Origin of the sequence: Coprococcus sp. AF102-57, assembly GCF_027686195.1 — a bacterium.
GTDB classification, from domain to species: Bacteria; Bacillota; Clostridia; order Lachnospirales; family Lachnospiraceae; genus Allocoprococcus; species Allocoprococcus comes.
On the sequence record NZ_JAQCSY010000012.1, the window covers coordinates 75,957 to 91,068 of the forward strand.

Consider the following 15,112-nt stretch of genomic DNA (forward strand, 5'->3'; position numbering starts at 1 on the left):
AAAGCATGAAACATTTGGGAATCAAGGAAATTCAGAAAATCATTCCGCACAGACATCCGTTTTTGCTGGTAGATTATATCGAAGATTACGAGCCGGGGGAATATGCAGTTGGCTATAAATGTGTGACTTACAGAGAGGACTTTTTTGCCGGACATTTTCCGCAGGAGCCGGTGATGCCGGGAGTGCTGATCGTAGAAGCACTGGCGCAGGTCGGTGCAGTAGCGGTTCTGATGCAGGAAGAAAATAAAGGAAAGCTCGGTTATTTTGGTGGGATTAAGAACTGCAAGTTCCGCAGAAAAGTTGTTCCGGGTGACAAGTTAAAACTGGAAGCAAGAATTATTCGTCAGAAGGGACCACTGGTAATCGGAGAAGCTGTTGCATCAGTGGATGGAGAAGTTGCAGTAAAGGCAGAGTTGTCTCTGATGATCGGGAAGGCGGAAACAGATGATTAAGAAAGTATTGATCGCAAACCGTGGAGAGATCGCAGTTCGGATCATCCGTGCCTGCCGGGAAATGGGGATCGAGACGGTTGCAGTTTATTCAGAAGCAGATAAAGAAGCATTGCATACACAGCTTGCAGATGAAGCAATCTGTATCGGACCTGCACCATCTTCGGAAAGCTATCTGAATATGGAGCAGATCATCAGCGCGACCATCGTGTCGGGAGCAGATGCGATCCATCCGGGATTTGGTTTCCTTTCTGAAAATACGAAATTTGCAGAGCTTTGTGAGAAGTGCAACATCATTTTTATTGGACCGGATTCGAAAGTGATCAGCAGGCTTGGAAATAAATCCGAGGCGAGAAATACCATGGCAAATGCCGGGGTTCCGATCATTCCGGGAAGCCGGGAAGCGATTTATGATGCAGCAAAAGGAAAAGAAGTTGCAAGAGAGATTGGCTATCCGGTGATCGTAAAGGCGGCTCTCGGCGGAGGCGGAAAAGGAATGCGTGTGGCGGAAAATGAAGCCGCATTTGACATGGCATTCCGTACTGCACAGAAAGAGACCAAGGCAGCTTTTGGAGATGACACTATGTACATCGAGCATTTTGTGCAGCATCCGAAGCACATTGAATTTCAGATCATGGCGGATAAGTATGGAAATGTGGTGCATTTAGGAGAACGGGACTGTTCGGTGCAGAGAAATCATCAGAAGATGATCGAAGAATCCCCATGTGCCGTGATTTCGGATGAGCTTCGCCGGAGAATGGGCGAAGCAGCGGTAAAAGCGGCAAAGGCAGCGCATTACGAAAATGCAGGAACCATTGAATTTCTGCTGGAAAAGAGTGGAAAATTTTATTTTATGGAAATGAATACCAGAATCCAGGTGGAGCATCCGGTCACAGAATGGGTGACAGGGATCGATCTGATCAAGGAACAGATCCGGATTGCAGACGGTCAGCGGCTTTCCTTTACGCAGGAAGATGTAAAACTGACCGGTCATGCCATTGAGTGCAGGATCAATGCGGAAAATCCGGAAAAGAATTTCCGTCCGTGTCCGGGAACGATCACCGATATGTACCTTCCGGGAGGAAAGGGTGTGCGGATTGATTCAGCAATTTATAGTGGATACACCGTACCGCCATATTATGACAATATGCTGGCAAAGCTGATCGTATTTGCAAAAAACCGTACCGAGGCGATCCGGAAGATGCAGAGTGCACTTGGTGAGGTAATTATAGAAGGTATTGATACTAATGTGGATTATCAATATGATATTTTGCATGATCCAAAGTATCAGGCAGGAGATTTTGATATTGAATTTATTGCCGAAAGAGAAGCAAAGAATCGGCAAGGTTAGCTCTACAAAGCGGAGGTAAAGCAATTTGAAACTGTCAAATATGTTCAAGAAAACAAGCAGAAGAGGGTATATATCTCTTGGCGAAGGAAAGCCTGCCCATATGGCACCGGAGGTTCCGGAGGGACTTCTGAAAAAATGTAACGTTTGCAAATCTGCCATTCTGACAGAGGATGTGAAGAAGGGGTATTATATCTGTCCAAAATGTCAGAATTATTTCCGTGTGCATGCGATGCGCCGGATTGAAATGGTAGCAGATGCGGGCACCTTTGAAGAGTGGGACAAGGGACTTACTTCGGGAAATCCGCTGCATTATAAAGGCTATGAAGAAAAGGTAGAAGCACTGCAGGAAAAGACCGGGCTTGATGAGGCGGTTGTAACCGGAAAAGCGAGGATCGCGGGAAATGAAGTAGTTCTTGCAGTCTGTGACGGGCGATTTATGATGGCGAGCATGGGAAAGGTGGTTGGCGAAAAAATTACTCGTGCAGTAGAAAAGGCAACCGGTGAGAGACTTCCGATTATCATATTTGCCTGTTCCGGAGGTGCCAGAATGCAGGAGGGGATCCACTCTCTGATGCAGATGGCAAAGACTTCGGCGGCACTGAAAAGACACCATGATGCAGGCTGTTTATATGTAAGTGTGCTGACCGATCCGACAACCGGTGGGGTAACGGCAAGTTTTGCCATGCTTGGAGATATCATTCTTGCCGAGCCGGGGGCGCTGATCGGTTTTGCAGGTCCTCGTGTGATTGAACAGACCATAGGGCAGAAGCTTCCGAAAGGATTCCAGAGGGCAGAATTTCTTCAGGAGCACGGATTTGTGGATCAGATTGTGGAGCGTCCGCGTCTTAGGGAGACACTGGCGGAAATTGTAGCAATGCATAAGCAGAGGACATACGATTTGCCGGAAGTAGAAGAAAAGGAAACACAGGCGGTACAGAAGAATTTGACACCATGGGAACGGGTGCAGTTATCCAGAGACAAGGCTCGTCCGGTCGGTGCGGAGTACATTGAAGAATTGTTTACAGATTTTATGGAATTTCATGGAGACCGTTATTACCAGGATGATAAGGCGATCATTGGCGGGATTGCAAGATTTCACGGAATGCCGGTGACGGTGATCGCGCAGGCAAAGGGCCGCACGACAAAAGAAAATATCGAGCGTAACTTTGGGATGCCGTCACCGGACGGATACCGCAAAGCCCTTCGTCTGATGAAACAGGCAGAGAAATTTAACCGTCCGGTCATCTGTTTTGTAGATACGCCGGGAGCGTTCTGCGGGCTGGAAGCAGAAGAGAGAGGACAGGGTGAGGCAATCGCAAGAAATTTATTTGAAATGTCAAATCTTCAGGTTCCGATCCTGTCTGTTGTGATCGGAGAAGGTGGAAGCGGGGGGGCTCTTGCGATGGCAACTTCAGATGAAGTGTGGCTTCTTGAAAATTCGATTTACTCCATTCTTTCGCCGGAAGGATTTGCAAGTATCCTGTGGAAGGACAGCAGCCGTGCAAAAGAGGCGGCAGGTGTGATGAAGCTGACAGCAGATCATCTCCTGAAAGCCGGTATCGTGGAACGGGTGATTCCGGAGCCGGAAGACTTCAATCTGGAAACATTTACAGAAGTGACAGATCCGATGGATGATTATATCAGTATTTTTTTGAAAAAATATGGAGCAATGACAAAGGAAGAACTTACCGAAAAGCGGTATGACAGATTCCGCAGGATGTAGTAGAAAGAGGAGAAGAAAAATGAAAAGATTACCGGAACTTGTGATTGGTGATTTGAAAGTAAAAAGACCGGTCATTCAAGGGGGAATGGGAGTCGGTGTGAGCCTTGGACAGCTTGCCGGAGCGGTTGCAAAGGAAGGCGGAGTCGGGATCATCTCAACCGCACAGATCGGATTTCGTGAACCGGATTTTGAAACGAATACAAGGGCGGCAAATATTCGCGCAATTGGATCTGAATTCCAAAGAGCAAGAGAGACGGCTCCGGATGGTGTGATCGGATTTAATATCATGGTTGCGCTGAAGGATTATGATGAACATGTGAAAGCAGCAGTGGATGCCGGAGCAGATCTGATCGTATCCGGGGCAGGGCTTCCGATCGAGCTGCCGGGACTTGTGGAGAGTAGCAGTACCAAGATCGCTCCGATCGTATCGACCGAAAAATCGGCTAAAGTTATTTTAAAATACTGGGATAAAAAATTTTCCAGGACCGCAGATCTGGTTGTGATCGAGGGACCCAAAGCCGGAGGACATCTGGGGTTCGACCGGGAGCAGCTGGAAACTTACACACAGGAAAGTTATGATAATGAAATCGAGAGGATCATGGCAGTGGTCAGAAAGTACGCCCAAAAATATCAGGTGCATATCCCGGTGGCAGTAGCCGGAGGAATTTCGGATAAAGATGCGGCAGAGCATGCCTTTTCATTAGGAGCAGATGCGGTCCAGGTGGCAACAAGATTTGTCACGACCTGGGAGTGCGATGCAGATCTCAGTTATAAGCAGAGTTATCTGAATGCGAAGAAAGAGGATGTCATTCTGGTGAAAAGTCCGGTTGGAATGCCGGGAAGGGCAATTAAGAATCCATTTATCAGTCATGTAATGGCAGGAGAGAGGGTGAAGCCTAAGAGATGTCTTGGGTGTCTGAAAAACTGTAACCCGGCGGAAGTGCCATACTGTATCACGGAAGCACTAATCAAAGCGGCAAAAGGTGAGATTGGGGAGGCACTTCTGTTCTGCGGAGCGGATGTGTGGAAAGCAGAAAAAATAGAAACTGTGAAAGAAGTGATTGATTCTTTGTTAGGTGACTGTGTATAATTGAACTAGAAAAAGACACAGCAAGGAGAAGAAGGGGAATTGGACGCATACGAAAGCATCAATAAGATATTGGTACATCTTTTTAATGATATATGGGAATTAGAAGAAAAGGCAGTGATCACAGAAGAATTCAAGGATCTGACGAACAATGATATGCATATCATTGAGGCGGTCGGTCTGGGTGACGGGAATAATATGTCCACGATCGCGAAGAAGCTCGGAATCACGGTCGGATCACTGACAACTTCGATGAACAGTCTGGTCAATAAAAAGTATGCAATCCGCCACCGGAGCGAAGAAGACCGGAGGATCGTCAATATCCAGCTGACGGAAAAAGGGGAGAAGGCATATCATCATCATGCGAATTTTCATAAGAAGATGGTAGAAGCTGTTGTTGAGACGCTGGATGAAGAAGAGATCCCGGTTCTGACAAAGGCACTGGACAATCTGTATCAGTTTTTTAAGACGTATAACGGTTAAAATGAAAAATCCTCTGTCACTCTTTCATTAGAAAGGGCAGGCAGAGGATTTTTGGATTCTCTGGCTATACATGGATCCGGTCTAATACTTCTCCGATCGGCTCATGGATCGTCAGAGTTGCGCCTACATCACGGGCAGTTGCATCCTTGTTGATGAGTACCAGATATTTGCCGTGGAAATAATCGATAAATCCGGCAGCAGGGTAGACTACAAGAGAAGTACCGCCGATGATCAGCATATCTGCTTCTGAGATGGCGCGGATACTTTTCTGGATAATCTGATTATCCAGTCCTTCTTCGTAGAGAACTACATCCGGGCGGATAGTTCCGCCGCAGTCGCAGGTTGGGATTCCTTTCGATTCTTTTACAAAACGTGCACTGTACTGCTTTTTGCAACGCATGCAGTAATTGCGGTGGATACTTCCATGAAGCTCCAGTACATTTTTGCTTCCGGCAGCCTGGTGGAGTCCGTCGATATTCTGTGTGATAACGGCGGTCAGCTTTCCGGCGGCTTCCAGCTCGGCAAGCTTCAGATGCGCTTTATTTGGCTTCGCATCAAGGAACATCATTTTCGCTTTATAAAAATCATAAAATTCTTCCGTGTGCTGCATAAAAAAGCTGTGGCTTACAATCTGCTCCGGTGAGTAGCGGTATTTTTGTCTGTAGAGTCCGTCTGAACTCCTGAAGTCCGGAATATTACTCTCGGTAGAGACGCCGGCACCGCCGAAAAAGACGATTCGGTTGCTCTCGTTAATCATGTCCTGTAACTGTCTGATCTTGTCCATAATTTGATAACCTCTTTTCCTGGAAAATCAAAACCTGTCTTTTTAATCACAGTATACCAAATGAAACGAAAAAAGAGAATAAAATAAAAAAATTCCTTGTCCCCAAAACATGCACCGAGTATACTATAAAGTATTGGATTGTGGAAAATTGGGGAAATCCGCAGACAAAATACATATGTCAAGGAGAGCGTAATATGAAAATGTCAAATATGAGGAATCTGTGTCTGATTTTATTGGGGAATACAGTATATGCACTTGCAATTGTAATGTTTATCCTGCCGAATGATATCATTACCGGAGGGACCACGGGGCTTGGAATTGCCGTAAACCATTATTTCGGATTACAGATTCATACATTTGTACTGATCTTCAACACACTGATGTTTCTTCTGGGGGCGGCAGTGCTTGGTATGAAATTTGCACTTACTACACTGGTCAGTACGTTTTATTATCCGATCATTCTGGGAATACTGGAGAATGTTCCAGTATTACAGAACGTCACAGACGATAAGATGCTTTCGACGATCTGTGGAGGTCTGATGATCGGACTTGGAATCGGAGTTGTTATAAGATGCGGAGCATCAACAGGAGGTATGGATATCCCACCGCTGGTATTGAATAAGAAATTCGGGCTTCCGGTATCTGTTATGCTTTATGTATTTGATTTTGCGATTCTGATCTTCCAGATGGTATTTACCAATAAAGAAGAGGTCATCTATGGTATCCTTCTGGTACTGATTTACACGGTGATGCTGGATAAAGTGCTTCTGATGGGATCGACCAGAACACAGGTCAAGATCATTTCCGGAGAGTATGAGAAGCTGAACCATCTGATCCAGGAGAAGCTTGACCGAGGAACTACACTGGTCTACACGCAGACCGGTTATTTGAGAAAGGATCAGCCGATGATCCTTACCGTTGTATCTAACCGTGAACTGATGCGGCTGAACCAGATCGTGCAGGAGATAGATCCGCACGCATTTATGATCATTGGCAATGTAAATGAGGTCAGAGGACGGGGATTTTCAACACAGAAAGTATATAAAAACGAAGTGGGCATGAATGAATAAACAAGAGCTTGAGAATGAGGAAGTAAGACAGGAAGAGAAAAAAGCAAAGAAGAAAAAGGTCCGGAAAAAGAAGACCATGCTTGGACATATCCGCAGTATCATCAGTATTCTACTGGTTGTGGGAATCATCGGAGGAAGCTACTGGTATTACGCATTCCAGTACAGAACCGAGATGGAGCCGGAAACTAACCGGAAGGTGACGAATACGGATTCCGTTTACACGATGGAGCAGTATCTGAAAACGCTGAAGCGTAACCAGACTGTTTATAAGTACGCCTGCGATGAAGCTGAAGTAGATAATTACTACGGGACTTATGTTGTGCCTGGTCTGAAGTCAACAAGAACGCTGAAAGTAAAAGGGGACGGAGAAGCAGAAGTTTGCACATCCATGACACCACAGGGACTTGCAATTACAGAGGATTATATTCTGGTCAGTGCTTATTGTAAGACAAAGGCACATGATTCGGTGATCTATGTGATCGACAAAGAAAGCAGACGGTTTGTGAAAGAGATTGTGCTGAACACCAAAGCACATGTGGGTGGAATGGCATACGATACGATGAACCAGATCCTGTGGGTGACAGGACAGGGTTCCACTTGGGCGCAGGCAAATGCGATCACGCTGTCCCATCTGGAGAACTATTCCTTTGATGATGGGTATCATCCGATTGAATTCGATATGTCTTACAATCTTTACAAGATCAAGCGGGCATCATTTATGACGTATCATGACGGTGCATTGTTTGTCGGATTCTTTACACAGGATAATGCCAGTGTCATTGAAAAATATCTGATCAATGCAGACGGTACCTTGTATGAAAAAGAAGATATGAACCTGAAACGGACGGTCGGCGTGACGGATCCGGTTGCCTATGCGGTCAGTATGCAGGTAATTTCCGGTAAGGTGCAGGGAATGGCATTTTACAACAATAAGATCCTGCTTACCAGATCCTGGGGGATCCTGCCATCGGAGGTACAGATCTTCAACTATTCCAGATATGGAATCTTGTCAACTTCCGAAGCTTATAAGACGATCAAGTTTCCAGAGAGACTGGAACAGATCTATCAGGATGGTGGCAGCATTTATGCACTTTTTGAGTCGGGGGCTTATGCCTACCGGATGTCATCCATTAACCGGATTGACCGGGTTGTGAAGTTGAAAGGAAGCAAACTGGTAAAATAAAGACTGAAATCCATGAAATTTGCTTGAATCGGAAGTAGATTTATGGTAAAATATATGAGTGGTTCAAACATCAGGAGGTGTGATTAGTAATGGAAATTTTAAAAACAGTACTTTTAATTTTATTTGCAATAGATTGTATCGCATTGACAGTAATCGTATTGATGCAGGAAGGTAAGTCAGCAGGTCTTGGAACAATCGCAGGTATGGCAGATTCTTATTGGGGACAGAACAAAGGACGTTCTATGGAAGGCGCACTTGTTAAGTCTACCAAGTTTTTAGCAATTCTGTTTATCGTACTTGCAGCAGTCCTGAACCTGAAAGTTTTTGCATAACGAATGATTGAAAGAAGATGAGGAACACTCTATAGTATCTATAGGGTGTTCCTTTTTTGACAGGAGAAGAGATGGACGAATTATTTGAAAAAAGAAAGAAAATTATTTATGAATTTATCTGTGATGAATTTTATGTGCCGATGAAGCTGAAAGAGCTGTCGATGCTGCTTCAGGTTCCGAAAGATCAGAAAGGGGAACTCAAAGCTGTCATGGACAGCCTGGAAAAGGAAGGCAGGGTACATGTCACACAGAAAGGAAAATACATCAAAGGTGAGGCAAAGCAGCTGCGGGGAATGTTCCAGGCAAATGCGAGAGGCTTCGGCTTTGTTACTGTGGAAGGTGAGAGTGAAGATATCTTTATCTCTGAAGATGATATGAACGGTGCCATGCAGGGAGATGAGGTAGAGGTTGTCATCACCAAAGCACCGGAAGGAAAGCGCAGAGAAGGAAAGATCACGAAGATCGTACAGAGGGGAATCCAGCGGATCGTCGGCTATTATCAGAGCCGGAAGAATTTCGGATTCGTTGTGCCGGATAATGAGCGTTTCCTGCAGGATATCTTCGTACCGGCAGAGCGTTCTAAAGGAGCTGTGACCGGGCATAAGGTTGTGGTCGAGTTGACCTCTTATGGGGAGAATGGAAAGAAGCCAGAAGGAAAGATCGTAGAGATCCTGGGACATGTGACCGATCCGGGAGTTGATATTTTGTCGATTGTCAAAGGATATGATCTGCCAACCGAATTTCCGGAGAAGGTACTGAATCAGGCAGAGCGTGTGGCAAAAGCAGTGACGACCGCTGATATGGCAGGACGGAAAGACGTGCGGAGCTGGCAGACCGTGACGATCGACGGCGAGGATGCGAAGGATCTGGATGATGCGATCACTCTGACAAAAGAGGGAGACCGTTATATTCTGGGTGTGCATATCGCTGATGTGACCAATTATGTGCAGGAGAACAGCGCCCTTGACCGGGAAGCACTGAAAAGAGGTACCAGTGTTTATCTGGCAGACCGTGTGATCCCGATGCTGCCAAGAGTTCTGTCTAATGGAATGTGTTCATTAAACGCAGGCGAGGACCGGCTGGCACTGAGCTGTATCATGACCATTGATGCGAAGGGAAATGTAATCGATCACCAGATTGCAGAAACTGTGGTAAATGTGGATGAACGCATGAGCTATACCAGTGTGAAAAAGATTCTTGAGGATCGGGATGAGGCAGAATGCGAACGGTATCATGATCTGATCCCGATGTTTGAACTGATGAAAGAACTGTCACACATTTTGAGGGAAAGACGCCACAGAAGAGGGGCAATCGACTTTGATTTTCCGGAGGCAAAGATTATTTTAAATGAAAGCGGTGAGCCGGTGGATATTAAGGCTTACGACCGCAACGTGGCAACGAAGATCATCGAGGATTTTATGCTTGTGGCAAATGAGACGGTTGCAGAGGATTATTTCTGGCAGGAGATTCCATTCTTATACCGTGTGCATGAAACACCGGATGATGATAAGATGAAGAAACTTGTAACATTTTTGCAGAATTTCGGATATACCATGCATATGCAGGGAGGACAGGAGATCCGTCCAAAGGAAGTCCAGAAGCTTCTGGATAAGATCGAGGGGACTCCGGAAGAAGCCATGATCTCAAGGCTTGCACTTCGTTCGATGAAGCAGGCAAGATATTCGCCGGATAATGACGGACATTTCGGACTTGCGACCCAGTATTATACGCATTTTACTTCACCGATCCGGCGCTATCCGGATCTGCAGATCCACCGGATCATCAAAGATAATCTTCGAGGCAGGATGAACGATGCAAAGAGGAATCATTATGAAAAAATCCTGCCGGAGGTGGCGATGGAGACAAGCTCCTTAGAGCGCCGTGCGGATGAGGCAGAGAGAGAGACGCTGAAGCTGAAGAAGGTACAGTATATGCGGAATTTCTTCGGACAGGAATTTGAAGGAGTTATTTCGGGTATCACAAAGTGGGGAATCTATGTAGAGCTTCCGAATACCGTAGAAGGGCTGGTACATGTTACCAATATGACGGACGATCATTATGATTACGACGAAGAACATTATCAGATGATCGGTTCCCATCTCAGAAAGACCTATAAGCTGGGGCAGAAGGTGCGTGTGAAGATGATCGATTGTGATGAGATATCAAGAACCATTGATTTTAGACTTGTAAAGGAAAGAAAAGAGGAGAGAGAAGATGGCTAAGGCAAAAGCGCAGGGCAAGATGATTGCGAACAATAAAAAAGCGTATCATGACTATTTTATCCTGGATACTTATGAGGCGGGAATTGCACTTGCAGGTACGGAAGTAAAATCCCTCCGCATGGGAAAATGCAGCATCAAAGAATCCTTTATCCGTATTGAGGATGGGGAAGTGTTCATCTATGGAATGCATATCAGCCCATACGAAAAGGGAAATATTTTCAATAAAGATCCTCTGCGTGTGAGAAAGCTCCTTCTTCACAAATCGGAGATCAACAAACTGATCGGCAAGACCAAGGAAAAAGGAATGGCGATCGTGCCACTGAAGGTGTATTTCAGCAAGAGTCTTGTCAAGGTAGAGATCGGACTGGCAAAAGGTAAAAAACTATATGATAAGCGTGATGATATCGCGAAAAAAGACCAGAAGCGTGAGGCAGAAAGAGAATTCAAGATCCGCAATTTCGGATAAAACAAAACTGTCCCCTTGAAAAAAGTGAAAATTGTATATTTTTACAGAGACAGTGACGCGGTACAATGTTCAATAACCTGATGAATCAATGTACTATAGTGTTTCACAAGGAATAAGAAAGGATGGGACAGACTATGAAAACAAATTCAACCGTTATGAAAATTGCACAGACAGCGCTGTTTGCTGCACTTTGCTACGTAATCTTTACGTATCTGCAGATTAAAATACCGATGCCGGGAGGAGATGCAACATCAATCCACCTTGGAAATGCGTTCTGTGTGCTTGCCGCACTTCTTTTGGGCGGCTGGTACGGCGGACTTGCGGGAGCGATCGGAATGGGAATCGCGGATGTGATGGATCCGATCTATATTACCGGAGCACCGAAGACATTTATCCTGAAGCTCTGCATCGGACTGATCACAGGACTTGTAGCGCATAAGATCGCAAAGATCAATGAAAGCACCGACAAGAAATACATTTTCAAATGGAGCCTGCTGGCTTCTGTTGCCGGACTTGCATTTAATGTTATTGCAGATCCCATCGTCGGATACTTTTACAAACAGTACATTCTGGGACAGCCGCAGCAGATGGCAGAGGTTCTTGCAAAATGGAGCGCAGCTGCTACCTTTGTAAATGCGATTCTTTCTACGATTGTTGTAGTGATCATCTACAATGCGCTGAGACCGGCACTTGCAAAGAGCGGAATGCTGGAAGTGGGGAAGACAAAAGAAGCGTAAAATGACAGAGTGAGTAAATTATATGCGGAGATGCCTTGACATGAGCCTGGATGTCCGCATATAATATATAGAGCAAATGGGAGGGCAGAAGGCTGACTTCTGAACGGATCTTGTTTGCAGAAGCGTATTTTTGATGATACGGCTTCCAAGAACCAGGGCTTGTACTGGTTTCGACGGGGGCACGGAAGTCAAGGAAGCCATCCGTAGCGGGACACTACGTTAAAAGTTCCAACTAAATATAAACGCAGACGAAAATTTAGCGTACGCTGCCTAGTTGCAGCAGTCGGTCTTGAGTCTCTCATCGCTTAAGTAACCGGCTTCGACCAGATGAGGCACTTCGTTTCCAAAGCTTTGAGGGAATGGAAGAATTTATGAAGCTACTAAAGTAAGTAGCCTGTTGTTCGGCGGCTTATGGAGGGAATGTCAAAAGAATGACTGTGATGGGAGATGCCTTTATGGAAGAGCTTTCGGACAGGGGTTCGATTCCCCTCAGGTCCATACCTGTAAAACCGCTGAAAATGAGATGATTCAGCGGTTTTTGAATATGATGAGTCAAAATGAGGAGAGAGCTTTTTGCTCTCTCCTCATTTATCATATACTCTGCATTTAACAATATCGGTCTCTCTTTTTCTGCAACTGATTTTCCAATGGAACGATGTTTACATATTCGGCATGATTCTCTTCGATACATGTCCTGACGGCATCAATGTCATCCGGATGGATCAGAAGCGCCATTCCGCAGGCTGCTTTGCCGTCAGTGTCACGTGGGGCAGGTGCAATCCGGTTAGGAAGACCTTGCTTATCCAGAAGCTCATGGAGCATCATGCCCTGTGTGTGATTGTCAAAGAGAATATAATAGCGGATATGTTTATTTTTTTCTTCCATTTTACTGATTCAGCATCTCCACAAATGCTCCGATTCTTGTACGAAGCTGTTCAGCATCTTTATCGGTGTAATCTGTTTCCAGAGAGAGTACCGGAATATTTTTCGCCTTCAGTGCTTCTGAAACTGCAAGCTTTTCTGTGTCATACAGGCAGCAGAACATCAGACTGCAGTCGATGACGCCATCTACCTGATATTCGTCTACCATACGGAGAATATCGTCGATACGTCCGGTATTTGGTGTGAAGCATGCACAATTTGTCTTCATGTAACGTTTGGACAGATTCATGAACTGTTCATCCAGTGTTTCACCGGATTCGTCTACAAGATTTTCAAAATATCTTGTTCCTGTACACATCTCTTCACAGACAACAGCAGCGCCGCTTGTCTCGATGATGTTATGTAATTTCCAGTTCGGAACTGCAAGAGGCGTTCCTGTGATCAGGATACGTTTTGTGCCTTCTGGTACAACAGATACACCATCCTTGATTCGTTGTTCCAGTTCGTCAGCCAGACGGTTACACATCTGGGCGCAACGTACCGGATCATCGAAGAAAGAAATCTGGGTCATGAGCAGAGCATCTCGTCCGGAAATTGGCAGACATTTTGATTTTCTGCAGTCATAAACTCTCTGAAGAGCTTTACGCTTCTCATTGCAGATACTGATCGCTTCTGCAAGCTTTTCCGGTGTAATTTCGTTTCCGGTGAATTCTTCTACAATCTTTGCAAAATCTGTAATTTCTTCTTTCCATTTGATAATATCTTTCTCACGCTTCATCTGTGGAACGTCCATAATATGCATTGGAACGTCTTTCCCGAGAATCTCGTAAGCTTTCTTCTTGCCATCGCAGGTAGTTTCCCCGACATACATATCTGCGATACGGAAGAACGGACAGGTACGTCCAAGTCTTGCTCCTACAGAAGCTTTTACAAGTGGACAGACATTTTTCGGAAGGACTTTTTCGCCGTCCGGAACCCAGAACTGTGATCCACCGCAAAGTCCTGTTACGATACCATTTGCAGCGATAATTACTTCATCCGGTACATATACGCAGAAGGTTCCGAATACCTTGCGTCCTTTTTTCTGCTCTTCAATGAGTTCAGCCGGGCGGATACCGTGCACCTCAGCGATGACCATATCCCAGAAGTCCATTGCCTTCGGGCGGTTTTCCTGTGTCATAAATACATCCCCAACTGCTGTCGGAAGAACCTGACAGAGATTGTCATGATTTTTGACATCCATCCCAAGGTCTTCCCACATTTTTTCATAATCAGCCATTTCATTTCCTCCTTTTATACAATGACGATTTGTTAGTATCCATATATTTTGTCGCTATCTATATAAAATATTGTACAAAATGACGAATGAGTTAGTCAATGCATATGGTGAAATGTGTAAAATAACTATAAATAGGACGATATATAGAAAAAATGAATTATTGAAATACGTTTTACGTATAACCATGCAAATGTGGAATGTTGAAACTATAAAATCCTTATGATATACTGAGAAAACAGATTAACGTATAGAATAGAATTTGAAGAAAACAAATTTACTGAAAATTTAAATATAAAGACTGAGGTGGAAGAGTATGCTGGAGACCGAAAGATTAATACTGAGAAAATGGACAGAGGAAGATGCGGAAAGTCTGTTTGAATACGCAAAAGATCCGGAGATCGGACCTGCTGCAGGATGGCCGCCGCATAAGAGTGTGGAGGAAAGCAGAGCTGTCATCAAAAATGTATTTGATGGAGCAGAGTGCTACGCAATCTGTGAAAAGGAAAAGAATATTGCGATAGGTGCTGTGGAACTGAAACTGAATGGATACACGAATAAAACAAAGCGTGACGATGAGTGCGAGCTTGGATATTGGCTTGGACAGCCATTCTGGGGAAGAGGCTATATGCCGGAAGCTTCCAGAGAGTTATTGAGACATGGATTTGAAGATCTTGGCATGACAACAATCTGGTGCGCTTATTATGATGGCAATCTGAAATCAAAAAGAGTGCAGGAAAAGCTGGGATTTGTTTATCATCATACCTGTAATGAAGTTCCTGTGCCGCTTTTACATGAGGTGCGAGTCGAGCATACGAATGTTATGACAAAAGAGCATTGGGAAGAAATCTACAGGTAATGGTCTGGAAAGCAGGAAGTAAGGGGGAGATATGCTGACGGAAAAAGAGAAAATCTGTAAAAAAATCTGTAAAAAAAACTAAAAAAAGTATTGACATTTGTAGAAAATAATAGTAAACTAAACAAGTCGCATAAATGTGATGAGGGATCATAGCTCAGCTGGGAGAGCATCTGCCTTACAAGCAGAGGGTCATAGGTTCGAGCCCTAT

General features: G+C 44.9%; 15 protein-coding genes and 1 other RNA gene. 13 read left to right on the forward strand and 3 right to left on the reverse strand.

Going from position 1 to position 15,112, the window contains the following annotated elements; translation table 11 throughout:
• Positions 1-5 precede the first annotated feature (5 nt).
• From fabZ to PGZ10_RS09435, 5 genes are read left to right on the forward strand one after another with little or no spacing between them, the layout of a single operon-like run.
• Positions 6-452, forward strand: a complete 447-nt coding sequence (gene fabZ, locus PGZ10_RS09415; protein WP_008372752.1) for a 3-hydroxyacyl-ACP dehydratase FabZ — start codon at positions 6-8, stop codon at positions 450-452.
• A complete protein-coding gene (locus PGZ10_RS09420) occupies positions 445-1,800 on the forward strand; it encodes an acetyl-CoA carboxylase biotin carboxylase subunit (RefSeq protein WP_270541219.1) in 1,356 nt (451 codons plus the stop codon). Before fabZ ends, PGZ10_RS09420 begins: the two co-directional genes overlap by 8 nt.
• A 25-nt stretch (positions 1,801-1,825) precedes the next feature.
• Positions 1,826-3,523, forward strand: a complete 1,698-nt coding sequence (locus PGZ10_RS09425) for an acetyl-CoA carboxylase carboxyltransferase subunit alpha (protein ID WP_270541221.1) — start codon at positions 1,826-1,828, stop codon at positions 3,521-3,523.
• Positions 3,524-3,542: 19 nt separating this feature from the next.
• Positions 3,543-4,613, forward strand: coding sequence for an NAD(P)H-dependent flavin oxidoreductase (locus PGZ10_RS09430; RefSeq protein WP_270541223.1), 1,071 nt, complete (start codon positions 3,543-3,545; stop codon positions 4,611-4,613).
• A gap of 39 nt (positions 4,614-4,652) precedes the next feature.
• On the forward strand, positions 4,653-5,093 hold the full coding sequence (locus tag PGZ10_RS09435; protein ID WP_270541225.1) for a MarR family winged helix-turn-helix transcriptional regulator: 441 nt from the start codon (positions 4,653-4,655) through the stop codon (positions 5,091-5,093).
• A 64-nt stretch (positions 5,094-5,157) separates the two neighbouring features.
• Here the strand turns inward: PGZ10_RS09435 and PGZ10_RS09440 are convergent, their stop codons facing one another.
• Entirely contained in the window at positions 5,158-5,877 is a 720-nt protein-coding gene (locus PGZ10_RS09440; RefSeq protein ID WP_270541227.1) for an NAD-dependent protein deacylase, read from the reverse strand.
• 194 nt (positions 5,878-6,071) lie between these two features.
• On the opposite strand from PGZ10_RS09440, the gene PGZ10_RS09445 reads away from it, so the two are divergent.
• The 7 genes from PGZ10_RS09445 to ssrA all read left to right on the forward strand — a co-directional run bounded on the left by PGZ10_RS09445 (position 6,072) and on the right by ssrA (position 12,388).
• The gene (locus PGZ10_RS09445; protein ID WP_118217668.1) at positions 6,072-6,947 is read left to right on the forward strand and encodes a YitT family protein; all 876 of its coding nucleotides are present in this window, start codon (positions 6,072-6,074) and stop codon (positions 6,945-6,947) included.
• Positions 6,940-8,130: a YncE family protein gene (locus tag PGZ10_RS09450; protein ID WP_117823475.1), complete on the forward strand. Its 1,191-nt coding sequence runs from the start codon at positions 6,940-6,942 to the stop codon at positions 8,128-8,130. Before PGZ10_RS09445 ends, PGZ10_RS09450 begins: the two co-directional genes overlap by 8 nt.
• An 89-nt stretch (positions 8,131-8,219) precedes the next feature.
• Entirely contained in the window at positions 8,220-8,462 is a 243-nt protein-coding gene (secG, locus tag PGZ10_RS09455; protein WP_008372776.1) for a preprotein translocase subunit SecG, read from the forward strand.
• A 71-nt stretch (positions 8,463-8,533) separates the two neighbouring features.
• Positions 8,534-10,684 carry a ribonuclease R gene (gene rnr, locus PGZ10_RS09460; RefSeq protein WP_270541230.1) on the forward strand — a complete coding sequence of 717 codons (2,151 nt, stop codon included), beginning with the start codon at positions 8,534-8,536 and terminating at the stop codon, positions 10,682-10,684.
• Positions 10,677-11,150, forward strand: a complete 474-nt coding sequence (gene smpB / locus PGZ10_RS09465; protein WP_055156322.1) for an SsrA-binding protein SmpB — start codon at positions 10,677-10,679, stop codon at positions 11,148-11,150. Before rnr ends, smpB begins: the two co-directional genes overlap by 8 nt.
• 134 nt (positions 11,151-11,284) lie before the next feature.
• The gene (locus tag PGZ10_RS09470) at positions 11,285-11,887 is read left to right on the forward strand and encodes an ECF transporter S component (protein ID WP_044999095.1); all 603 of its coding nucleotides are present in this window, start codon (positions 11,285-11,287) and stop codon (positions 11,885-11,887) included.
• A gap of 155 nt (positions 11,888-12,042) precedes the next feature.
• Positions 12,043-12,388: a transfer-messenger RNA gene (gene ssrA, locus PGZ10_RS09475) on the forward strand.
• Positions 12,389-12,493: 105 nt separating this feature from the next.
• Here the strand turns inward: ssrA and PGZ10_RS09480 are convergent.
• Positions 12,494-12,772 (reverse strand): DUF3343 domain-containing protein, encoded by a 279-nt coding sequence (locus tag PGZ10_RS09480; RefSeq protein ID WP_055156326.1) that lies wholly within the window; start codon positions 12,770-12,772, stop codon positions 12,494-12,496.
• A 1-nt stretch (position 12,773) separates the two neighbouring features.
• The gene (locus PGZ10_RS09485) at positions 12,774-14,048 is read right to left on the reverse strand and encodes a double-cubane-cluster-containing anaerobic reductase (protein ID WP_117557690.1); all 1,275 of its coding nucleotides are present in this window, start codon (positions 14,046-14,048) and stop codon (positions 12,774-12,776) included.
• A gap of 313 nt (positions 14,049-14,361) precedes the next feature.
• Here PGZ10_RS09485 and PGZ10_RS09490 point away from each other — a divergent pair, with 313 nt between their 5' ends.
• Entirely contained in the window at positions 14,362-14,904 is a 543-nt protein-coding gene (locus PGZ10_RS09490) for a GNAT family N-acetyltransferase (RefSeq protein WP_173825388.1), read from the forward strand.
• Positions 14,905-15,112 lie beyond the last annotated feature (208 nt).